Origin of the sequence: Bacillus fungorum (assembly GCF_002746455.1) — a bacterium.
Taxonomy (GTDB): domain Bacteria; phylum Bacillota; class Bacilli; order Bacillales; family Bacillaceae_G; genus Bacillus_A; species Bacillus_A fungorum.
In genome coordinates this window covers 48,351-70,023 of sequence record NZ_NWUW01000014.1, presented here as the reverse complement: position 1 = coordinate 70,023, position 21,673 = coordinate 48,351, and the positions used below count along the sequence as shown (strand labels likewise).

The following is a 21,673-nucleotide window of genomic DNA, read 5'->3' as shown; positions in this document are numbered from 1 at the left end:
AACTCACATTACTTAAAATTAAATCACTGAATGGAAGTCATTTGATTTAGGCGGAGAAGCTGCTTTTTTCATAAGTACTTCCCATAAGTGTATGGATTTCTTCCATTCAGCTGCGGTCTGCCCCTTTTGATACATAGCTTTCTCATAACTGAAAGTAAGTTGTTGCATATCAGCCGAGTTGTAAAGTGTATCGATGTGGAGAGCATACTCTCGGAATGTTTGACTTTTCCCTCGTGGTATACCGATTCTCGCAAATTGTTTTAAAAGTGCACCGTAAGCTTTTCTATAAACAGCATCATCTTTTCGATATTTATAGAAAAGAATAATAAAAAGTGTAATCCATTTTATTCTAGTGGTGAAGAGAATGTATCCTATAATACTAATCAATATCGTAGAGAGAAACACGTACCACCAGGGAAATTCATTTTTAGAATTTGTAATCTTTTTAGTAGGAGTTTCTTCTGTATCGTCTATTAAATTTTTGAGCTTTGCTTCATTGTTCCGTTGGTGTATTTGCTCGTTTTGAGAATTTGTTTCTTCGCTATTTTGTATAGTAAGAGCAGGAGTATTATTTGTAAAGTTATAGGGATTGGTAAATCCTTTTGTTGGTTCGAACGGGATCCATCCGTATTCTGGGAAATATACTTCGACCCAAGAGTGTGCGTTATCGTTCGCGATTTTATAAACATTCTCACCTTCTGCAGAGACAAGTGTATTATTAAGAGTTCCTTCTGTATAGCCTTTTACCCAGCGAGCAGGAATTCCGGCAGAACGAAGTAACACGATCATAGACGTCGAGAAATTATTACAGTAGCCACTTTTTGTATCAAAAAGGAATTGATCTACATAATCTTGGTTTTTGGCGGGAAATAAGACATTCGTTGTTTCATATACAAAAGAGTTGTCTGTGAAGTAATCTTTAATAGCTAATACTTTATCATACCGGTTGTCTTTATCATGTGTAAGATTAACAGCTAAGTCTCTTACTCGCTGCGGTAATGATTCGGGAAGTTGTGTGTACTTTGTCATGAAATAAGGACTTGTTTCATGCCCCTCATTCGTTTTTACAGCTTTCAAATTTTCTATGGAAAACTCCGGAATCTCATATGTTACTTTATATGAATGTAAAGTAGTAGAAGAGTCTCCGTGCATCGTATAAATTTTTTCTGAAAATGGGTCAACGCTGTATGATACATCAGAAGAAGCTTCAACTGATACTAATCCTGATGGATAGGTAAGGTGAGGATAACTTTTTTGCATGGTGATTGTTGCCTCGGTTGTTTCTGTTTTTGTATTTTGTTCGTACCAGCTCATGACGTCGTTTTTATTTTTAAAAGAAACTTTTTTTGATTTTCAGAAACTTTCCAGCCTTTTCCTGTATAAAAATCTTTTGTTTCTACTCTCCAATATTGTTTGTTTTGCGTTGCTGCTGTGAAAACAATTGTAGGATCCGCCTTAAAAGGACCGCCTAATCGCGAGTCATCTAAACCATACCCAATTTTAGAAACGTCTTGTTTTTTACTTGCTTCTGATGTGTTGAATTTTAAAAAATCCATTGGGTTTGGCCATTGAGGGCCAAATTTTGGAGCAAAGTATGCGATGGTTGCTGACAATACAATAAATATTGTAAGAGGTCTAAGCAATTTTGAGATTTCTCTAGCATAATTTTGTAAGTGTTCCATCTCTTTTATTCGTTCTATGCGAAGAAGACTAAGCATAAAAAAGCCGATGACAACAGTACGAATAATAGCGTAGTTTGCATTGTATACATGTAAGTTATGAAAAATTGTGATATAAATAATAGTCAATATAAGAAATAACAACCCACGTTTTTTATGAATCATCCAAAAAGAGATGAAGGCACTCAAAAACCAAAATGATAAAAAAAATAAAAGTGCTGGAAAAACTGGAGAGATATCTAGCAAATTCCCCTGGAATAACAGGGAGGAATTTCGAGAAATATCAGTAAAAAATTTCGTTAGCCAAGATGGATTTATAAAAGCATTTTTATAATACAGGAAATGAATGATGAATAAAATCGTGACGATCTTTATTGGAACCTGCCACCTTGTTTGAAAAAAAGAAAGGGTGAAGCAAATTCCTATAAATATTACAAAAATATCTAATCTACCTACGTTTGTAATACTTATAAGTGGTCTTAGCCATTCTAGTAATAGTAAAAATGCACATGCATGCATGAAGAATCTACTCATATCCCACTGTTTTTTTGTTTGTAATGTTATCATTTGCTCACCTCAAAAACCACGTTTGTATATCGGTTTTCATAAACCACATTTACAAATATTTTTCGTTTTTGTAGATTTTCTAGAATACTGAGTTCTCGATGTGAGAGTTGATTCGCTTTTTCTTTTACGACAAACACCATTAATTTTCTATTTTTTATAGCAGCAAAGTCAGCCGCCTTTTGAATATCGGGAGAAAGATTGCTTGTCACGAGTAGTATCGTTACGGGCTCATAAATTTTTCTTAATTCGATTTCTACACTCCGAGAGAGCGGGAATACACTGTCCGCTTGTACTTTCGCTAAATGACAAAAGATTTGATGCAACTGACTATCTCCATTGTCTAAAGGGAAAAAAGTTCGTTCTTTTCCGGCAGACACAAATGATGCTGGTGAATTTTGCTTCAAGACAGCCCTGACAATAGAGGCAGTAAATGTGACGACTGATTCGAATAGAGGGGACTCGGTTCTGTCTATGAATATCATAATATTATGGCTGCGCTGTTGTTCAAACTCTTTCGTCATAATGTTGTTTGTTCGTGCAGTTGCTTTCCAATCAATCCATGAAAAGCGGTCGCCAGGTTTATATTCTCTGACACCGACAGAAATGGTAGAGTCTTTTGCTAAATTTAGATTTGCTGAAAGCGTTCCTTGTTCGAAATGATTTTCCAATTGTTGATACGCTATATTTACATACTGGGGATAGACTAAAAAGGTATCTGGAACTGTAAAAGTTACTTCTTTCTCCATCATACCGAATAGATCACCAGTTTTGACACGTATGCTTGAAAAAATGTGCTCTCCTCTAGGGATTGTGTCAATTACATATTGAAACGAAATATTTCGTTTCAATCCTGGAAAGAGTATTACTTTATTCATCTTTGTTTGCCTACAATTTGTAAATTGTGATGGCAGTTCATCTTCTATAATTAAATAAAGTAAGGGAAAAGGAAATTTTCTTTTTATTGTAATCGTGCTTACAAATGGTTCTCCTGCTACATATTCGTCTTGATTTGTTATTCGTTTTACTTCAGTGCCCCGTAAAGCGTAGAAGGGGAGTAATAGTGAATAAAGGCAAATAGGAATCGTACTGTAAAACAAAAACCAACTTACAAATCCTCCTTGAAGCATAGCGTATACAAATGTTAAGACTAGGCATAACGGAATGAGTGATAACTTAGTAAAATGATATAGTACTCGTAGTATTCGTTTCATCAAAGGTTCATCTTCCTTTGAGTAGGCACGGTAGTTCGTGCAACGATTTTTGCGATAACTTGATCCCCTGTTATTCCTTCAAATTTTGCTTCCATTTTTAGAATGAGTCTGTGAGCTAATACGTAAGGAGCTAAAAATTTAACATCGTCTGGAATAACATAATGTCTGCCATGGATAAATGCATAAGCTTGTGAAGCTTTCATTAAAGCAATCGAGCCACGTGGACTTGCACCTAGCTGTATAGAACTATAAGAACGAGTCTGACTAACAAGCTTTACAATATAATGCTTGATTGCTTTATCCATACTTACTTCCCGTACGTTTTGTTGTAAATAAAGTAATTCTTCTATTGTAGTAATAGCTTGTAAATGGGAGAGGGGATTTGTTTTTTCCATCCGATTTAAAATTTCAAATTCTTCTTCTGGTGTAGGATATCCCATTTTTAGCTTCAATAAGAAACGATCGAGCTGGGCTTCTGGTAAAGGATATGTTCCCTCATATTCGACCGGATTTTGTGTAGCCATTACAAAGAACGGTTTTGGTAACGGTCTAGTAATGCCATCTATTGTAATATTGCCTTCTTCCATACTTTCAAGTAAGGCAGATTGTGTTTTTGGAGATGTACGATTAATTTCATCAGCAAGTACAAAATTCCCCATGATTGGTCCGGGCTTGAACTCAAATTGTAGCTCTTTCGGATTGTAAATAGAAACACCTGTTACATCTGACGGCAGTAAATCAGGTGTGAATTGAATTCGCTTGTAATCAGCATCAATGGATTTAGAAAGAGCACGTACTAGCATTGTTTTCCCAACGCCAGGAACATCTTCTAATAGTACATGACCTTCAGCTAAGAGAGCTGTCAAAGCTAAAATCGTTTCTTTTCGTTTTCCGACCATTAATTTTTCAATATTTTTAATTATTTTTTCTATAATGGGATGTAATGAATCAAGTTGGTGCATCGTAATCCTCCTAATTGTATTATCGTTTTCTAATCTATTTAGTGGAAAATAGAATTTATCTCTCTCTAATTGTGGGCAGTAAAGATCTTATCTTAAATTCTGAGAATATTCAGATTATTTACTCTAATTATATCTAGTATAATTGTTTCCGTAACTAAGGGCAATATGGTAAATAATGATTTCTAGTTTTATGTGAAATATGTCTTGATATAAAATAGTATCGTTGGAGAAAAATAAAATCCTTACATGCAATTTGTAATCTTTTCCTGATGGCATTTTTGAAATAATATCAAAACTCTTTTTCATATATTTATAAAGAAAAACGTAGGAATTTCTCCTGCGTTTTTTCTTTTGCAAAATAGTCGATACCTCAAAATACCATTCTCCTAATAATCACGATTAACCATAACCCTCCACAACGGAACAAAGGATTTTCTCGTAAACTTATTTTCTACTGAATTTTTGACAATCTCTTGAACTGTGCGAAATGTCACATCTGTATTTTACAACCTCTCATATAGTAAGGGTATGTAAGAGAGACGTATTAAAGGAGTGAATAGTATGAAGAAGAAACCTTCAGCACTAATGAGACGTTTAAAATATTTTTCACCAATAGATCGTTATAACGATAACCATACACAAGAAACATATGAAGATCGTGAATGGGAGAATGTGTACAGAAAGCGTTGGCAGCATGATAAAGTAATTCGTTCTACACATGGTGTGAACTGTACTGGTTCATGTAGCTGGAATATATATGTGAAAGATGGAATTGTAACGTGGGAAGGGCAGGAGCTTAATTATCCAACAACAGGTCCTGATATGCCTGATTTTGAACCACGAGGATGTCCACGTGGAGCAAGTTTTTCTTGGTACATCTATAGTCCACTTCGTGTGAAATATCCGTATGTACGTGGTGTTCTATGGAGTATGTGGCAAGAGGAATTACAAAATAATGAGTCACCATTAGATGCTTGGAAAAGCATTGTGGAAAACCCTGAAAAAGCACGTACGTATAAGCAGGCACGTGGTAAAGGGGGATTCGTCCGTACGAATTGGGATGAAGTGTTACAACTCGTTTCTGCTTCATTACTTTATACAGTAATGAAATACGGTCCAGACCGAAATGTTGGTTTTTCACCAATTCCAGCTATGTCGATGTTAAGTCATGCTGCAGGTAGCCGCTTTATGCAACTTATGGGCGGGCCAATGCTTAGTTTTTATGATTGGTACGCTGATTTACCGCCAGCTTCTCCGCAAATTTGGGGTGATCAAACAGATGTACCAGAAAGTAGTGATTGGTATAACTCTGGTTACATTATGACATGGGGTTCAAATGTACCGATGACAAGAACACCAGACGCTCACTTTTTAGCAGAGGTTCGATATAAAGGAACGAAAGTCGTTTCCGTAAGTCCTGACTTCGCTGAATCTACAAAGTTTGCGGATGATTGGATTAGTGTGAAACAAGGTACAGACGGTGCACTTGCGATGGCAATGGGGCACGTAATCTTACAAGAATTTTATGTAGATAATCAAGTGGAATATTTCACAAAGTATACGAAGCAATATACCGATTTTCCTTTCTTCGTTACATTGAAACAAAAAGAAGGCCAATTCGTTGCTGATCGTTTCTTAAATGCCTCTGATATTGGACGCGAAACAAAGTTAGGAGAATGGAAACCTGTTCTTTGGAACGAGAACACGAATGATTTTGCAACACCTCACGGCACAATGGGGTCACGTTGGGATAACGAAAAGAAATGGAACTTACGTTTAGAAGATGAAGAAACAGGTGAAAAGATTGATCCGCGCCTATCTTTACTTGGAATGGAAGAAGCGATTGGAACGGTGCAAATTCCATACTTCTCTGATGATGGAAACAAAGTATTAGAACGTACAATTCCAGTGAAAAAGGTTATGACAGAAGAAGGTGAAGTGTTCGTTACAACTGTATACGACTTAACGTTAGCAAATTACGGCGTGAACCGAGGGCTCGGCGGACAAGAGCCGAAAGATTTCAATGATGACGTACCGTTTACCCCTGCATGGCAAGAGAAAATGACAGGAGTGAAACGGGAGCTAATTATTCAAATTGCTCGTGAGTTCGCGCAAAATGCTGTTGATACAAATGGTCGCTCGATGATTATTGTCGGAGCTGGTATTAACCACTGGTTTAACTCTGATACGATTTATCGCGCAGTTTTAAATCTTGTTCTTCTCGTTGGGGCACAAGGTGTAAATGGCGGCGGTTGGGCGCATTATGTTGGGCAAGAAAAGTTACGACCAGCAGAAGGATGGCAAACCATCGCGATGGCAAAAGATTGGCAAGGGCCACCGAAATTACAAAACGGTACATCTTTCTTCTATTTCGTAACAGATCAATGGCGTTATGAAGATACACCAGTTGGACATTTAGCATCACCAGTGGAAGGTAATTCTCGTTATCAACATCACGGTGATTACAACGTTTTAGCAGCACGACTTGGCTGGTTGCCTTCGTATCCGACATTTGAGAAAAATGGAATTGAATTATATAGAGAAGCTGTTGCTGCTGGTGCAACAACGCAAGAAGAAATCAGAAAATACGTTGCACAAAAACTAAAAGAAAAAGAAATGAAATTTGCGATTGAAGATCCTGATAATAAAAACAACTTCCCGCGCAACTTATTCGTATGGCGTGCGAATTTAATTTCAAGTTCTGGTAAAGGTCACGAATATTTCTTAAAACACTTATTAGGTACAACAAACGGATTAATGAATGACGATAACGATTCATTACGACCAGAAGAAATTAAGTGGCATGAAGAGGCACCAGAAGGGAAGCTTGATTTACTCATTAACTTAGATTTCCGTATGGCTGGAACAGCGCTTTATTCTGATATCGTCTTACCTGCTTCAACTTGGTACGAAAAACACGATTTAAGCAGTACAGATATGCATCCATTTGTACATCCGTTTAATCCGGCAATCGGTTCACCGTGGGAAGCGCGCTCTGATTGGGATATTTTCACTTCTCTTTCTAAAGCTGTGTCGGATTTAGCGAAGAAAATCGATCTTGAACCAATGAAAGAAGTTGTGGCAACACCGCTTCTTCACGATACACCGCAAGAATTAGCGCAACCACTTGGCAAAATTAAAGACTGGAGTAAAGGCGAGTGTGAACCGATTCCAGGTAAAACGATGCCACAAATTCACGTTGTTGAAAGGGATTATAAAACGATTTATGACAAAATGACAGCGCTAGGGCCAAATGCCGGAAAACAACCGATTGGTACGAAAGGGATCTCTTGGTCAGCAGAAAAAGAGTATGAGCAATTAAAGAGCAAATTAGGATTCGTTCGAACGGATACTATTGCGAAAGGTTGCCCAGACATAAAAGAAGCAATCAATGCTGCTGAAGCGGTATTAACGCTTTCTTCTACAACAAACGGTCATATGGCTGTAAAGGCATGGGAAGCACTTGAAAAACAAACAGATCTAAAATTACGTGATTTAGCAGAAGAACGTGAAGAAGAATGCTTCACATTTGAACAAATTACAGCGCAGCCAAAAACAGTAATTACTTCTCCGGCCTTTACAGGTTCAGAAAAAGGTGGACGTCGTTACTCACCGTTTACAACAAATGTGGAACGTCTTATTCCTTGGAGAACGATAACTGGACGACAATCTTTCTATTTAGATCATGACATGATGAAAGAATTTGGTGAAACGATGGCAACATTTAAACCAATTCTGCAACATAAACCGTTCCGTAAGTCACGACCTGAAGTAGAAGGGAAGGAGATTACACTAAACTATTTAACACCGCATAATAAGTGGTCGATTCATAGTATGTATTTCGATTCATTACCGATGTTAACGCTGTTTAGAGGTGGTCCAACCGTTTGGATGAATAAAGAGGATGCTGCAGAAGCTGGCGTTGCAGATAATGATTGGATCGAGTGCTTTAATCGTAACGGTGTTGTTGTAGCGCGTGCTGTTGTAACGCACCGTATACCGAGAGGAATGGCATTTATGCATCATGCGCAAGATCGCCACATTAACGTACCTGGTACGAAATTAACAAGTAATCGCGGGGGAACGCATAATAGTCCAACTCGAATTCACGTGAAACCGACACATATGATTGGTGGATATGGTCAATTAAGTTATGGATTTAACTATTATGGTCCGACTGGGAACCAGCGAGATTTAAACGTTGTAATTCGCAAACTGAAGGAGGTAGATTGGCTTGAAGATTAAAGCACAAGTCGGAATGGTAATGAACCTAGATAAATGCATCGGCTGCCATACTTGTAGTGTAACGTGCAAAAACACCTGGACGAATCGTCCAGGTGCTGAATATATGTATTTCAATAACGTAGAAACGAAACCTGGTATTGGTTATCCGAAGCAATGGGAAGATCAGGAGAAATATAAAGGCGGCTGGGAATTGAAAAATGGTGAAATTCAGCTGAAATCAGGTTCGAAAATGAAACGCCTTATGAATATTTTCCACAATCCAGATCAACCAACAATCGATGATTACTTTGAACCTTGGAACTATGATTATGAAACGTTAACAAATAGTCCGCAGCGTAAGCATCAGCCAGTTGCTCGTCCGAAATCAGCAATTACAGGTGAATTTATCGATAAAATTGAATGGGGCCCGAACTGGGAAGATGATTTAGCAGGAGGACATATAACGGGATTACAAGATCCGAACGTAAAGAAAATGGAAGAAGAAATTAAAACAGATTTTGAAAATGTCTTTATGATGTATTTACCACGCATATGCGAACATTGTATGAATCCATCTTGTGTATCATCTTGTCCATCTGGTGCGATGTATAAACGTGAAGAAGATGGGATTGTTCTTGTAGATCAAAACGCATGTCGTGCATGGAGATTTTGCGTATCATCTTGTCCATATAAAAAAGTGTACTTTAACTGGCAAACGAATAAAGCAGAAAAGTGTACAATGTGTTTCCCACGTATTGAAGCTGGTATGCCAACAATTTGTTCGGAAACATGTGTCGGACGTATCAGGTATATTGGAGTAATGCTATATGACGCTGATAAAGTAAAAGAAGCGGCTTCTGTTGAAGACGAAAAAGATTTATATGAATCTCAGCTTACTGTTTTCCTAGATCCAAATGATCCAGAAGTAGCAGCCGAAGCGAAAAAACAAGGCATTCCTGAAGAATGGATTAAAGCGGCACAAGAGTCACCAATCTATAAAATGATTATCGATTGGAAAATTGCTCTACCTCTTCACCCAGAGTACCGTACGATGCCGATGGTTTGGTATATCCCGCCGCTTAGCCCAATAATGAACATGGTGGAGGGGAAAGGTAGTAACTGGCAAGCAGAAGAGATTTTCCCTGCTATCAATAATATGCGTATTCCAATTCAATATTTAGCGAATTTACTCACTGCAGGAGATGAATCACATATTCGTCTTACATTGAAAAAAATGGCTGTTATGCGAACGCATATGAGAGCATTGCAAATTAATAAAGAACCAAATGAAGCGGTATTAAAAGAACTTGGTTTAACGAAACAGGATGTAGAAGATATGTATCGTCTTCTTGCTATCGCAAAATATAAAGATCGCTTCGTTATCCCGACGTCTCACCGTGAACAAGTTGCAGATTTATATAGTGAACAAGGAAGCTGTGGTTTATCATTCGCAGGTGGCCCAGGTTCTTGTATGACAATTTCTTAAATAAAGGGGGCAGAAAAATATGAAACAAAGTTTACAAACTGCTTTTTCATGTTCTTCATTCCTTCTCTCCTACCCGGAATTAGGGTGGAGAGAAGATGTAACTGAATTGCAAGAAGAGATTGCAGTAATTGAACAGGAAGACGTTAAAGCATCACTTACAGCATTTGTAAAACAAGCGCTAGATAAAACGAATGAACAACTCATTGATAGTTACGTATATACATTCGATTTTGGTAAGAAAACAAATATGTATCTTACTTATATGAACACCGGTGAACAAAGAGAAAGAGGTATTGAATTACTAGAATTAAAACAGCATTATAAAAAATCTGGTTTTGAAGTAACAGATAAAGAATTGCCTGATTATTTACCGCTATTACTCGAGTTTTTTGCAAATGCAGATGAACAAGATAGTAAGCCGATTATGAGTAAATATAAGGAGAATATACAAGCATTGCATGTTCAGTTAAAAGAAGCAGACAGTATGTATGAACCAATTTTTGCGGCTGTTCTATTCGCTATCGATACATGGGGTGTACAGACAAATTAGAAAGGAGAGTTGTCAAAATGATGGATCAATTTCTTTGGGTATTGTTTCCCTATATTATTTTTGCAATCTTTATCGGTGGACATATTTTCAGATACAACTATGATCAATTTGGATGGACATCAAAATCTAGTGAACTATTAGAAAAGAAAATGCTTCGAATCGGAAGTCTATTATTCCACTTTGGGATCATGTTCGTAATTGGCGGCCATGTTATGGGGATACTAATTCCAGAGGCTGTATACCGCTCAATAGGTATTTCTGAGCATATGTATCATGTAGTAGCAATTAGTTTAGGACTTCCGGCAGGTATTGCTTCTATCATCGGTTTAATTATATTAACGTACCGCCGCGTAACAGTAAAACGTATCATTGCAACGAGCACAAAGGGAGATTATATTGCGCTTATTTTATTACTTATCGTCATGCTAGCAGGACTTTCTTCAACATTTTTAAATATCGATTCAAAAGGATTTGATTATCGTACAACGATCGGTCCTTGGTTCCGAAGCCTCTTCATTTTCCAACCGAAAATTGAGTATATGACGGAAGTACCAGTATGGTTTAAAATTCATATTATTGCAGGTATGGGTCTATTCGCCGTATGGCCATTTACTAGACTGGTACATGTATTTAGTGCCCCAATTAAATATATAAGCCGTAGTTATGTGATTTACAGAAGACGTATTCCAAATGAATTGAAAAAATAATACTGCTGTAAACGAATAGGAGCTAGCAGCTAAAACGAAACGAGGCCTAATATGGAAGGCCTCGTTTTTCTTAATATAGGGGAGATAATCGTGTACGTTAAAATTAAAAAGGAGCGTAATATGAAAAAAGATTAGCATCTAAATAAGATGCTAATCAATGCTGCAAACAGAAGCAGAGCAATCTTCACAAGCAATTTCACATTTTAAAAATTGTAAATTGTGAATGGTAATCTTTCCTTTATGAATAGAAATTGTACCTTGCTTTTTTAATTCATTTAACATTCGATTTACACTTTCACGTGAAGTTGCACAGAAATTAGCAAGTTCTTGATTCGTTAATGGTAAATCGATGAGAATACCATTTTCCTTTAAAACACCGTAACTATTTGTCATTCGTATGAGAGTAGAATACAGGGCACCTTTTTTGCCGTGTAATACTAAATCTCGGAACTTCGTTTGCATTCTTCTTAAATGTTCACTAATCCATTTCATAAATTCAAATACAAGAGCTGGTTTTTGGAGTAATGCTTTTTCTAACGCTTCACGCTTTATAACGCCAACTTCCACATCTTCAAGGCATTTCGAATTTAATAAATACTTCGCATTGTCCGTGAACAATGTTAATTCTCCAATAATGTCATATTCCGAACAAATACGGAGTGTCAATTCTTGCCCATCAGCACTTAGTTTACTAATTTGTACTTTTCCTGAGTGGACGATATAGAGTTCTGTCGCTTCCATACCTTCTTGAAAAATAAAACTTCCCTTTTTTATTTGCATTTTATATTCAACAGATGCAAGTAATTCCTTTAAATCTTGAGATAATGTCATACTGTTTGTCACAGCAATCACCTTTCTTCTTATAAGCAATACATTTCCTATTTTGAGTGTAAATATGCTGAAAATGCAAGAGCTATTTCAAAAATAATATAAAATTTCAATGACCGTAAGGAGTGTGGGCTGAAGTTGTGAACAAAATGCGAACAGATTTGTGAAGAATTTTTGAATGGGGAAAGTAATGTGAGAAAAGTCACATTGAATATGTCGGTTCTTTTTTATAATGAAGGCAAATAAAAAATTGAAAGCTTACTAAGGATTGCAGCAGAAAAGAAGGGATATAGATGCACGAGAACATGAAAGATTCTTTAGAACGGCCACTTCAAGATTTACGTATTTCAGTTATTGATCGTTGTAATTTTAGGTGCACATATTGTATGCCTGCTGAAGTGTTCGGATCTGATTACGCTTTTTTACAGGAAGAATTTTTATTAACGTTTGATGAAATAGAAAGATTAGCAAAATTATTTATAAGTATGGGAGTCAATAAAATTAGGCTTACTGGCGGTGAACCTTTATTGCGTAAAGACTTGCCGAAATTAATTGCAAGGCTTGCAAAGATAGAAGGCTTAAAAGACATTGGACTCACAACAAACGGAATTCATTTAGCAAAACAAGCTAAGGCGCTAAAAGACGCAGGATTAAAGCGAGTAAATATTAGTTTAGATGCAATAGAGGATCATGTCTTCCAAAAAATTAATGGAAGAAATGTAAGTACAAAACCTGTATTGAAAGGAATTGAAGCAGCGAAGGCTGCTGGATTAGAAGTAAAGGTAAATATGGTCGTTAAAAAAGGGATGAATGATAATCAAATTCTTCCTATGGCTCGTTATTTTAAAGAACAAGAAATACAGTTACGTTTCATTGAGTTTATGGATGTGGGCAGTACGAATGGATGGAATTTTGAACAAGTTATTACGAAGGAACAATTAATAGAGAAAATTAATCGTGTGTATCCGATTGAGCCCGTTAAACCTCGTTACTTTGGAGAAGTTGCGAAATTGTATCGATATGTAGGGAGAGATGCAGAAGTTGGATTTATTACTTCAGTCTCTGATTCATTCTGTTCTTTTTGTACGAGAGCTCGTATTTCGGCAGACGGCAAGTTTTATACGTGCTTATTTGGAGAAAAAGGAACGGATTTACGATCGCTTCTTCGAGAAAATATTTCTGACGCCTCACTATTAAAAATTTTACAACATACATGGCGATATAGAACAGATCGATATTCAGATGAAAGAACGGCGGAAAGTACAAATAAACGTCAAAAAGTTGAAATGTCGTACATTGGCGGATAGTGAAAGGAGGATTCCTTATGCAAGAGCGATATTCAAGGCAAGTGTTGTTTTCTAGAATTGGTGAAATGGGACAAAGGAAAATAAGAAAGAAACATGTGCTCTTAATTGGTGCGGGTGCACTAGGAGCTGCGAATGCAGAAGCGCTCGTTAGGATGGGAATTGGGAAATTGACAATTGCCGATCGTGACTATGTCGAATGGAGTAATTTACAGCGGCAACAGTTATATACAGAAGAAGATGCACAGCAGTGTAAACCAAAAGCAATTGCAGCGGCAGAGCATTTGAAAATCATTAATTCTGAAGTGGAAATTGTACCTGTTGTAACGGATGTCACAATGCAAGAAATGGAAGAGTTAACGAAAGAAGTGGATCTCATATTAGATGCGACTGATAATTTCGATACACGTCTACTTATAAATGATATTTCACAAAAAGAGAATATACCTTGGATATACGGTGGATGCATTGGAAGTTACGGTTTAACGTATACAATTCTTCCGGGAAAAACACCATGTTTTCGCTGTCTAATGGATCATCCAATGGGCGGAGCAACATGCGATACAGCCGGAATTATTCAGCCAGCTGTACAAATGGTTGTTGCTCACCAAATGACAGAAGCGATGAAAATATTGGTGGATGATTTTGAGACGCTGCGAGGAACAATGTTATCATTTGATATTTGGAACAATCAATATCTCTCATTAAAAGTAAATAGGCAGAAAAAAAGTACATGTCCATCTTGCGGAAATGCACGTACGTACCCAAGTTTAACATTTGAATCACAGATGAAAGCGGAAGTGCTATGCGGACGGGATACAGTTCAAATCCGCCCAGGTATAAAACGAGTTCTTCATTTAGAGGAAGTTCAAAAACGATTACAAAAAAGTGTACATGTCCAAAAAACGCCGTATTTACTATCGTTTTTAGTTGATGAGTATCGTTTCGTTTTATTTGCAGACGGTAGGGCATTTATTCATGGAGCAAATGATGTGAAAGTGGCAAAACGATTATACGCAAAATATATAGGGTGAATAGAAAATAAGTTTCTCTTTCTAAAAACGAGGTGAAAGAATGTTATTAAAACGTAATCCAATTCCAGTGGCAGAAGCAGTTGCACGTGTAATGGAATATGCTCATCAAGGTGAAACAGAAGAGGCTTCTCTTATAGAAAGTTACGGAAGAATTCTTGGAGAAGATGTTATTGCAGATCATGATGTCCCGCATTTTGATCGCTCTCCGTACGACGGGTTTGCAATTCGAGCAGAGGATACAAAAGAAGCAAGTAGCAGTAATCCCATTCAGTTTGAAGTGATTGGCGAAATTGGAGCAGGATTTGTTTTTACAGAAGAAGTGAAAGCATTTCAAGCTGTCCGTATTATGACAGGAGCCGCAATTCCAGCGGGGTGTAATGCTGTTGTTATGTTAGAGCTAACGGAAGGATTTGAAGAAAACGAAAAGACTTATATGAAACTAAAACGCTGTTTCGCTACCGGTGATAACATTTCTTTTAAAGGAGAAGATGTAAAACAAAATGCTATCCTTGTGAAAAAAGGGACTGTTATTAATCCAGGAGTAGCAACGCTTCTTGCTACGTTTGATTATAGTACGGTACATGTTGTAAAACAGCCGATTATTGGAATTGTAACGACAGGAAGTGAACTGCTTGAAGTACATGAACAATTAAAGCAAGGGAAGATTCGAAATAGTAACTCCTATATGATCGCTGCTCAAATTGAACGAGTGGGCGGAGTTGTACAATATTACGGACAATTTGCTGACGATTTTGAGACGTGTTATAACACTGTAAAAAAAGCGATAAAAGAAGTTGATATATTAATTACAACTGGTGGCGTTTCGGTAGGAGATTATGACTATTTACCTGCCATTTATGAGAGATTACAAGCTAAAGTACTTTTTAACAAAATAGCGATGCGACCAGGAAGTGTGACGACTGTAGCTGAGTTAGAGGGAAAACTATTATTTGGTCTATCTGGTAATCCTTCAGCTTGTTATGTCGGATGTGAATTATATGTTCGACCAGTCATTGGAACATTCTTGCATAGGAAAGATCCACATATTTATCGTGCAGAAGCAATTTTACAGAAAGACTTTCCGAAAGCAAATCCGTTTACTCGATTTGTAAGAGGGAGAGTAGAAATTGCAGATGGCCAATTACAAGTTACACCAGTTGGTTTAGATAAATCTAGCGCAATTTCTTCACTTGCAGAAGCGAATGCATTTATCATTTTACCAGGAGGAACGAGAGGGTTTGAAGCAGGAATAACTGTTTCGGTACTGTTATTAGAATCAAACGCTGGAAGTGAGTGGCCGTGGGATGAACCGCTTCGATCATATAAATAATAGAAAATAGATTGCTAACTTATACAAAGATAAGAGGTGCAAAATGACACATACGTATTATGAAGTAATTGATACAGCTATTTCAATTGAAGAAGTTACAAACAAAGTAATTCGGCGTGAGTGTGGTGCGGTTACTACGTTTATTGGTACTGTCAGAGAATTTACGAAAGGTCGACGTACACTTTATTTAGAGTATGTAGCTTATAAGACAATGGCGGAGAAACAGCTTGAGAGAATTGGTACCGAAGTAAGGGAGAAATGGCCTGGGACATATGTGGCAATTACACATCGCATTGGTACATTACAAATTTCGGATCTTGCTGTTGTTGTCGCTGTTTCTACACCACATCGGAAAGCGGCCTATGAGGCAAATGAATATATTATGGAGCGTATAAAGCAAATGGTGCCAATTTGGAAGAAAGAGTTTTGGGAAGATGGTGAGTCATGGATAGGTGATCAGTTAGAGAAAATAGCATATGTAAATGGCGAGCCTAGTAAGGAGATGAGAACATGATTGAAGTACTATTATTTGCACATTTACAAGAAGAAGTAAGTAAGCCAGCTTTGCGCATAGATTGTGAAAATATTACGGTTGCGGAATTAAAGGAAGTACTGACTAAGAACTACAACGTAGCAATTTCAAACGAGATTATGGTCGCCATAAATGAAGAGTATGCAAACGAGGATGACATCATTCGAACTGGCGATATCGTAGCGATGATTCCGCCAGTAAGTGGTGGTTGATTCTTTTCAGCCTAATCATGTAAGGACGTGATTAGGCTGGAGAGAATGAATATAACTATGCATACATAGGAGGGAACGGGATGAAAAGTCCTAATTTTCAATTAAGTTTACAAACTTCCAATCTAGTTATCGGTTTTATGGTGTGGGTTATTTTATCATCATTAATGCCCTATATTAAAGCGGATATCCCATTAACTGCGGGACAAATTTCTATGGTAACAGCAGTACCCGTTATTTTAGGTTCTGTTCTTCGTATTCCAATTGGTTATTGGACAAATCGTTTCGGAGCAAGAAAATTATTCTTTATTAGTTTTATTCTATTATTATTTCCTGTTTTTTATATTAGTGTTGCCAATTCTATGATGGATTTAATTATTGGTGGATTATTTGTAGGAATCGGTGGTGCTGTATTCTCTGTAGGAGTAACTTCTTTACCGAAATACTTTCCAAAAGAGAGTCACGGTTTTGTAAATGGTATTTACGGTGTCGGTAACGCCGGAACAGCAATTACTTCGTTTTTAGCGCCTGTTATCGCAACTTCAGTTGGCTGGAGAACGACAGTACAATGTTATTTAGTTTTACTTGCAGCGTTTGCACTTATGAACTTTTTATTAGGTGATCGTAAAGAGAAAAAGGTGAATACACCATTAATGGAACAAATAAAAGGTGTATATAAAAATGAAAAACTTTGGTTTTTATGTATCTTTTACTTTTTAACTTTTGGATCATTTGTCGCGTTTACAGTATACTTACCAAACTTTTTAGTATCTCACTTCGGATTAGAGAAAGTAGATGCAGGTATGCGGACAGCCGGATTCATCGTATTAGCAACAATTATGCGCCCGATTGGTGGGTGGCTAGGTGATAAGTTTAATCCATTTAAAATATTAATCTTCGTATTTATCGGTTTAACACTTTCAGGTATTATTTTATCATTTATGCCTAGTATGAACGTATATACATTTGGTTGCCTACTAGTCGCATTTTGTGCAGGTATTGGAAATGGTACAATCTTTAAACTTGTTCCAATGTACTTCTCTGAACAAGCTGGTATTGTAAATGGACTCGTTTCAGCTTTAGGCGGACTAGGAGGGTTCTTCCCGCCGCTAATTTTAACATTACTATTCCAACTAACAGGTCATTATGCAATTGGATTTATGGCATTATCAGAAGTCGCACTTGCTTGTTTAATCATTACAGTATGGATGTATAGCCAAGAGAAACTGTTAGTGATGTTAAAGAATCATTAATAAGGAAAAAGAACCATCCAAAAGTATTCTGGGATGGTTCTTTTAGTAATAGGCTTCGACATGTTTTTTATTTCTATCTTACCAAACGTTTGTTTTCTAAAATAATGTGGTTTTAAAATGAAAAACAGAAGATTTATGGGATTTTATGTTAAAATATAGATAGCAAGTGTTATTCAATTAAAGGGCAGGTTAGTTAAAGGAATCTTAAATTTCCTCTAAGGATTGAACTAATTTTTAGCATACAAATATTTAATTGAATCGGGGTGTTTAGATGAAAAAACTATATAAGTCCACTCAAGATAAACAAGTATCAGGTGTGTTAGGTGGTTTAAGCGACAAGTATGGAATTGATGTAAGTATCCTTCGTATAGTAACGGCATTATCAGCCTTTTTTACCAGCGGATTCACAGTGTTAATTTATATAATAGCTGCAATTGTTTTGCCTACAGATAAAGAAATTAAGGGATAAATGTATGAACTTAAATAATGGGAACTTTAACAGAACAAGTAGATAAAGGCACTCCGCCGCTTATACGACTAGGTTATCAGAAAAGGACTTCCACTGAAGTTAGTCTAAGCGGTAGGAGTGTCAATTATTTGTTAAATAATAAAAAAACAAACGCCTCTAAAAAACGTTTGTCCAAAGTAAATTCATAGTTAGATAATAGGTAGATTACGATTTATGTGTACGAGAAAGCTTTTTTATAAGTCTAGGAAATATAGAGGTTAGTTCCTGCTTCAAATGCTTCGTAAACGATGGATCCTTACCTGAAGTTGAAATCGTTACAACATATTCGCGATTTCGTATGACACCAGGTGTGTGAAATGATGATTCTGTACCATCACTTACTACGTTCACCCATTGAAAATCATGAGCGGCTTGTTTGACCATCATATTTACAGCATGTTGATTTGTAGCTGCATAAATAAGGTGAGCATCTTTAATATCATCATTAGAAAAAGTTTTTTGCTTCCAAGTAATATAGGGAAGTGCCTTCATTTCCTCGCAAATTTCTGGGCTGATAACGGTGACAAAAGCGCCTGTATCCTTTAATCCAGACGCTTTTCGATATGCGATTTTACCCCCACCAATGATAACGACCACTTTATTATGTAGATTAAACATAAGAGGGTACATGTTATACATACACACATTCCTCCATTCTTTCTAATAATGTTAATTTCATATATGTATCAAACTGCAGGCAGTTGCAAGTCGTAACGTGATCGTATTTTTTTGTATGCAATTTAATTTTTTGAAGTAATAATCCGGTAAAAAGAAGGTACGGCATGACGTATACATGGGACGTAGTCGATGTTATAGTCTTGAGCTCAGCAGTAAAAGAAGGCGTTCCTTTCGTTAAAAAGGAACAGTATACTGGCATACCGAGTTTTTGTTCGACGGCTGCTCCGATTTGGTGTAACTCATGTATCGGCTGTGGATCACTACTACCTCGTCCTACGAGTAAAATACTACTACCTTGTATGGGCATTGTTTCACGTATTCTTTTCACTACAAGCTCAATCATATGTGGATGCGTACTAAAAGGTGGTACAACTGAAAATGTTATTTGTGGATATTTCTTTTGCAGTTGCTCTATTTCAAAAGGAATATCACGTTTATAGTGAGCTGCTGCAAATAATAAAACAGGTACAATCATTATTTCAGTTGCTCCCTCTAGTATTGTTTCTGTAACTGCATCCGAAATGGTAGGTGTCGATAGTTCTAGAAAAGCAATTTTTTGAATTCTTTCGTTACGTTCTTTCATAACAGATTGAATAAAGTGAATGAATTGTTCGTTACCTTCTTGGAGCCGGCTCCCGTGTCCAACATATACAATTCCTTTCATTGTCTCACCATGTCTTTCTTCATAAGAGTTTCTTGTAATTGATGATCTATGTTATGAAACCCGACTTTATTTGCATAGTGTAAAGTTGGAACATCGGTATACGAGAATGGAAGAGTAAGAATATCGATAAAACCAAGACGTTTTATTTCTACTAGAAATGTATCAATGGAAGCACGTCCTTCAAATACAATGCTATCCCATGAGAATTCAGAAAGCATACGAGAGTGGACTTCATCGAAACGATGATCGATTGTATATTCATGAGTCATCATATAGGAGCCAGCACCAATTTTTTCTTGAATGAAAGCAATGCGATTAATATTTCGTCCTAAATAAACAGTTGTAACGGAAGAGAACGTTGCTTGTTGACTTAATAGTCCATATTGCATCAGTTTTTCTTGAGTGATATCGTTCATGTGCTGTAGTTCTGCTTGTAAAGTACGAATATCTTTATGGAATTTACTACATGATCGCATCAAGATTTCTACACTTTCAGCTGAACAAAATACAAGGCGATCAACGTTAAAAATCTCATTGATTTGTTCAGACGTTAATGTGTATTCTTTCTTTTTGAAAGTTGGAATTTGATATATTTCTGCACCGGATTCTTGCAATAGTTGTTTTATTGTGCTTTTTTTATTCGTTGCAGATGCAACTAAAACTTTCTTGCTGTGCAATGGCTTGCGTTCTTTCCAAGCGATTTGATTACGTAAGGAAACGACATCACCAACAATTGTCATAGAAGGATTAGAAATATTTTCGTTTTTGACAATAGAAACAATGGTAGACAGTGTCCCTGTAACAACGCGCTGTTTACCAGTTGTACCCCATTCAATGACTGCTACTGGAGTATCTTCTTTTTTTCCTGCTTGTAGTAAGTTTTCACAAATTGTAGGTAAGTTTTTTATACCCATGTAGTAGGCAATCGTGTCGCTATTGTGAGATGAATTATATTTTCCATGATCGGTTAAAGGACCTTTTGCATGTCCAGTTAGTAATGTGACGCTATTACTGTGGTCGCGGTGGGTGAGGGGGATACCTGCATAGCTACTAGCGGCGATGCTAGATGTAATACCTGGTACAATTTCATATGGAATATTTGCTGCTGCTAAAGTTTCTGCTTCTTCACCAACACGGCCAAAAATCGACGGGTCTCCGCCCTTTAAGCGGACAACGCTTTTTCCTTCTTTCGCAAATTGAAGGAGGTGGGCGTTAATCATTTCTTGTCGCATAGTATGATTCTTTGGCATTTTTCCGCAATAAATAAGTTCACATGTTTCTTTTGTATAGCTAAGAAGGGTAGGATTTAATAAGCGATCATATAAGACAATATCTGCACGCTTTAAACAATCTATTGCTTTTTTTGTAATAAGTCCTTCATCACCTGGTCCTGCACCAACTAAATATACATATCCGTTCATATTCGCACCTCGTCTATTTTTATTTAAAAGGAAGCCAGGGGGGCTTCCTTTTGTAAATTACATGTTTATCCCGCATTAACGGGCAGTAAGACCTCCACCTTAAAATTCAGCGAAAGCAAAGTAGTTAGGTGGGGATCAACTGCCCGTAAAAGCCCGATTGGTTCAACTAATAATCAGCGGGGGATGAACCAATCCCTGCTGATTAAAGTTTCACTTTATATAAATGTCACCGTCAATAACTTCTACTTCGTACGTTTGAATACAACCGTCATCAGGTTTTTGAACTTCACCTGTTAGTAATGAAATCTTCCAATCATGTAGTGGGCAAAAGACGAATTCACCAGATATAATTCCTTCGGCTAATGGTCCGTTTTTATGAGGACAACGATTTTCTACAGCTCGAATATCGCCATTTGAAAGGCGGAATAGGGCGATAGACATACCTTTTATTTGTACCTCTTTACCGATTTGAATAGGAAGATCTTCTGCACGCATAACTTTTATTTTTTCTTTCGTTTGTATCATA

18 protein-coding genes and 1 pseudogene are annotated in these 21,673 nt (G+C 36.9%); 11 read left to right on the top strand and 8 right to left on the bottom strand.

The annotated features are described in order from the left end of the window. Positions 1-18 precede the first annotated feature (18 nt). The 3 genes and pseudogenes from CO726_RS19175 to CO726_RS19165 form a co-directional block, all read right to left on the bottom strand. Positions 19-2,246: pseudogene (locus CO726_RS19175) on the bottom strand (transglutaminase TgpA family protein). Beyond that, positions 2,243-3,457: a DUF58 domain-containing protein gene (locus CO726_RS19170; protein WP_099685321.1), complete on the bottom strand. Its 1,215-nt coding sequence runs from the start codon at positions 3,455-3,457 to the stop codon at positions 2,243-2,245. The pseudogene CO726_RS19175 and the gene CO726_RS19170 overlap by 4 nt, the downstream one beginning before the upstream one ends. Beyond that, on the bottom strand, positions 3,457-4,419 hold the full coding sequence (locus CO726_RS19165; RefSeq protein WP_099685320.1) for an AAA family ATPase: 963 nt from the start codon (positions 4,417-4,419) through the stop codon (positions 3,457-3,459). Before CO726_RS19165 ends, CO726_RS19170 begins: the two co-directional genes overlap by 1 nt. Before the next feature lie 561 nt (positions 4,420-4,980). Here CO726_RS19165 and CO726_RS19160 point away from each other — a divergent pair. From CO726_RS19160 to narI, 4 genes are read left to right on the top strand one after another with little or no spacing between them, the layout of a single operon-like run. Next, positions 4,981-8,664, top strand: a complete 3,684-nt coding sequence (locus CO726_RS19160) for a nitrate reductase subunit alpha (RefSeq protein ID WP_099685319.1) — start codon at positions 4,981-4,983, stop codon at positions 8,662-8,664. Next, the gene (gene narH, locus CO726_RS19155) at positions 8,654-10,129 is read left to right on the top strand and encodes a nitrate reductase subunit beta (RefSeq protein WP_099685318.1); all 1,476 of its coding nucleotides are present in this window, start codon (positions 8,654-8,656) and stop codon (positions 10,127-10,129) included. Before CO726_RS19160 ends, narH begins: the two co-directional genes overlap by 11 nt. Positions 10,130-10,148: 19 nt before the next feature. Continuing rightward, the gene (gene narJ / locus CO726_RS19150) at positions 10,149-10,679 is read left to right on the top strand and encodes a nitrate reductase molybdenum cofactor assembly chaperone (protein WP_099685317.1); all 531 of its coding nucleotides are present in this window, start codon (positions 10,149-10,151) and stop codon (positions 10,677-10,679) included. A gap of 17 nt (positions 10,680-10,696) precedes the next feature. Next, complete coding sequence (narI, locus tag CO726_RS19145) at positions 10,697-11,386, top strand: respiratory nitrate reductase subunit gamma (protein WP_099685316.1); 690 nt, start codon at positions 10,697-10,699, stop codon at positions 11,384-11,386. Positions 11,387-11,536: 150 nt separating this feature from the next. Here narI and CO726_RS19140 read toward each other — a convergent pair whose 3' ends face one another. Then, positions 11,537-12,229 carry a Crp/Fnr family transcriptional regulator gene (locus CO726_RS19140; RefSeq protein ID WP_099685315.1) on the bottom strand — a complete coding sequence of 231 codons (693 nt, stop codon included), beginning with the start codon at positions 12,227-12,229 and terminating at the stop codon, positions 11,537-11,539. A gap of 278 nt (positions 12,230-12,507) precedes the next feature. Here CO726_RS19140 and moaA point away from each other — a divergent pair, with 278 nt between their 5' ends. From moaA to CO726_RS19105, 7 genes are all read left to right on the top strand, one after another. Next, positions 12,508-13,521, top strand: coding sequence for a GTP 3',8-cyclase MoaA (moaA, locus tag CO726_RS19135; RefSeq protein ID WP_099685314.1), 1,014 nt, complete (start codon positions 12,508-12,510; stop codon positions 13,519-13,521). A gap of 17 nt (positions 13,522-13,538) precedes the next feature. Continuing rightward, positions 13,539-14,552 carry a molybdopterin-synthase adenylyltransferase MoeB gene (locus CO726_RS19130; protein WP_099685313.1) on the top strand — a complete coding sequence of 338 codons (1,014 nt, stop codon included), beginning with the start codon at positions 13,539-13,541 and terminating at the stop codon, positions 14,550-14,552. Positions 14,553-14,592: 40 nt separating this feature from the next. After that, on the top strand, positions 14,593-15,882 hold the full coding sequence (locus CO726_RS19125; RefSeq protein WP_098761200.1) for a molybdopterin molybdotransferase MoeA: 1,290 nt from the start codon (positions 14,593-14,595) through the stop codon (positions 15,880-15,882). Between the two features lie 43 nt (positions 15,883-15,925). Beyond that, positions 15,926-16,396, top strand: a complete 471-nt coding sequence (locus CO726_RS19120) for a molybdenum cofactor biosynthesis protein MoaE (protein WP_098761199.1) — start codon at positions 15,926-15,928, stop codon at positions 16,394-16,396. Beyond that, complete coding sequence (moaD, locus tag CO726_RS19115; protein WP_099685312.1) at positions 16,393-16,626, top strand: molybdopterin converting factor subunit 1; 234 nt, start codon at positions 16,393-16,395, stop codon at positions 16,624-16,626. The genes CO726_RS19120 and moaD overlap by 4 nt, the downstream gene beginning before the upstream one ends. Before the next feature lie 80 nt (positions 16,627-16,706). Further along, positions 16,707-17,876, top strand: coding sequence for a nitrate transporter NarK (gene narK, locus CO726_RS19110; protein WP_000841864.1), 1,170 nt, complete (start codon positions 16,707-16,709; stop codon positions 17,874-17,876). Positions 17,877-18,147: 271 nt separating this feature from the next. Beyond that, the gene (locus tag CO726_RS19105) at positions 18,148-18,345 is read left to right on the top strand and encodes a PspC domain-containing protein (RefSeq protein ID WP_000737852.1); all 198 of its coding nucleotides are present in this window, start codon (positions 18,148-18,150) and stop codon (positions 18,343-18,345) included. Positions 18,346-18,549: 204 nt separating this feature from the next. Here CO726_RS19105 and CO726_RS19100 read toward each other — a convergent pair whose 3' ends face one another. The 4 genes from CO726_RS19100 to nirD all read right to left on the bottom strand — a co-directional run bounded on the left by CO726_RS19100 (position 18,550) and on the right by nirD (position 21,672). Continuing rightward, positions 18,550-19,023 carry a precorrin-2 dehydrogenase gene (locus CO726_RS19100; RefSeq protein ID WP_099685311.1) on the bottom strand — a complete coding sequence of 158 codons (474 nt, stop codon included), beginning with the start codon at positions 19,021-19,023 and terminating at the stop codon, positions 18,550-18,552. Then, positions 19,016-19,726 (bottom strand): sirohydrochlorin chelatase, encoded by a 711-nt coding sequence (locus CO726_RS19095; protein WP_099685310.1) that lies wholly within the window; start codon positions 19,724-19,726, stop codon positions 19,016-19,018. Before CO726_RS19095 ends, CO726_RS19100 begins: the two co-directional genes overlap by 8 nt. Then, a complete protein-coding gene (locus tag CO726_RS19090) occupies positions 19,723-21,147 on the bottom strand; it encodes a uroporphyrin-III C-methyltransferase (protein WP_099685309.1) in 1,425 nt (474 codons plus the stop codon). Before CO726_RS19090 ends, CO726_RS19095 begins: the two co-directional genes overlap by 4 nt. Positions 21,148-21,357: 210 nt before the next feature. Further along, on the bottom strand, positions 21,358-21,672 hold the full coding sequence (gene nirD, locus CO726_RS19080; protein WP_098761193.1) for a nitrite reductase small subunit NirD: 315 nt from the start codon (positions 21,670-21,672) through the stop codon (positions 21,358-21,360). Position 21,673 lies beyond the last annotated feature (1 nt).

Bases quoted from the DNA above. Each gene is read 5' to 3' on its own strand.
- CO726_RS19160 (WP_099685319.1), top strand. From the start codon at position 4,981: ATGAAGAAGAAACCTTCAGCACTAATGAGACGTTTAAAATATTTTTCA.
- CO726_RS19095 (WP_099685310.1), bottom strand. From the start codon at position 19,726: ATGAAAGGAATTGTATATGTTGGACACGGGAGCCGGCTCCAAGAAGGT.
- CO726_RS19130 (WP_099685313.1), top strand. From the start codon at position 13,539: ATGCAAGAGCGATATTCAAGGCAAGTGTTGTTTTCTAGAATTGGTGAA.
- CO726_RS19090 (WP_099685309.1), bottom strand. From the start codon at position 21,147: ATGAACGGATATGTATATTTAGTTGGTGCAGGACCAGGTGATGAAGGA.
- narJ (WP_099685317.1), top strand. From the start codon at position 10,149: ATGAAACAAAGTTTACAAACTGCTTTTTCATGTTCTTCATTCCTTCTC.
- CO726_RS19125 (WP_098761200.1), top strand. From the start codon at position 14,593: ATGTTATTAAAACGTAATCCAATTCCAGTGGCAGAAGCAGTTGCACGT.
- moaD (WP_099685312.1), top strand. From the start codon at position 16,393: ATGATTGAAGTACTATTATTTGCACATTTACAAGAAGAAGTAAGTAAG.
- narK (WP_000841864.1), top strand. From the start codon at position 16,707: ATGAAAAGTCCTAATTTTCAATTAAGTTTACAAACTTCCAATCTAGTT.
- nirD (WP_098761193.1), bottom strand. From the start codon at position 21,672: ATGATACAAACGAAAGAAAAAATAAAAGTTATGCGTGCAGAAGATCTT.
- CO726_RS19120 (WP_098761199.1), top strand. From the start codon at position 15,926: ATGACACATACGTATTATGAAGTAATTGATACAGCTATTTCAATTGAA.
- CO726_RS19170 (WP_099685321.1), bottom strand. From the start codon at position 3,457: ATGAAACGAATACTACGAGTACTATATCATTTTACTAAGTTATCACTC.
- narI (WP_099685316.1), top strand. From the start codon at position 10,697: ATGATGGATCAATTTCTTTGGGTATTGTTTCCCTATATTATTTTTGCA.
- CO726_RS19100 (WP_099685311.1), bottom strand. From the start codon at position 19,023: ATGTATAACATGTACCCTCTTATGTTTAATCTACATAATAAAGTGGTC.
- CO726_RS19105 (WP_000737852.1), top strand. From the start codon at position 18,148: ATGAAAAAACTATATAAGTCCACTCAAGATAAACAAGTATCAGGTGTG.
- moaA (WP_099685314.1), top strand. From the start codon at position 12,508: ATGCACGAGAACATGAAAGATTCTTTAGAACGGCCACTTCAAGATTTA.
- CO726_RS19165 (WP_099685320.1), bottom strand. From the start codon at position 4,419: ATGCACCAACTTGATTCATTACATCCCATTATAGAAAAAATAATTAAA.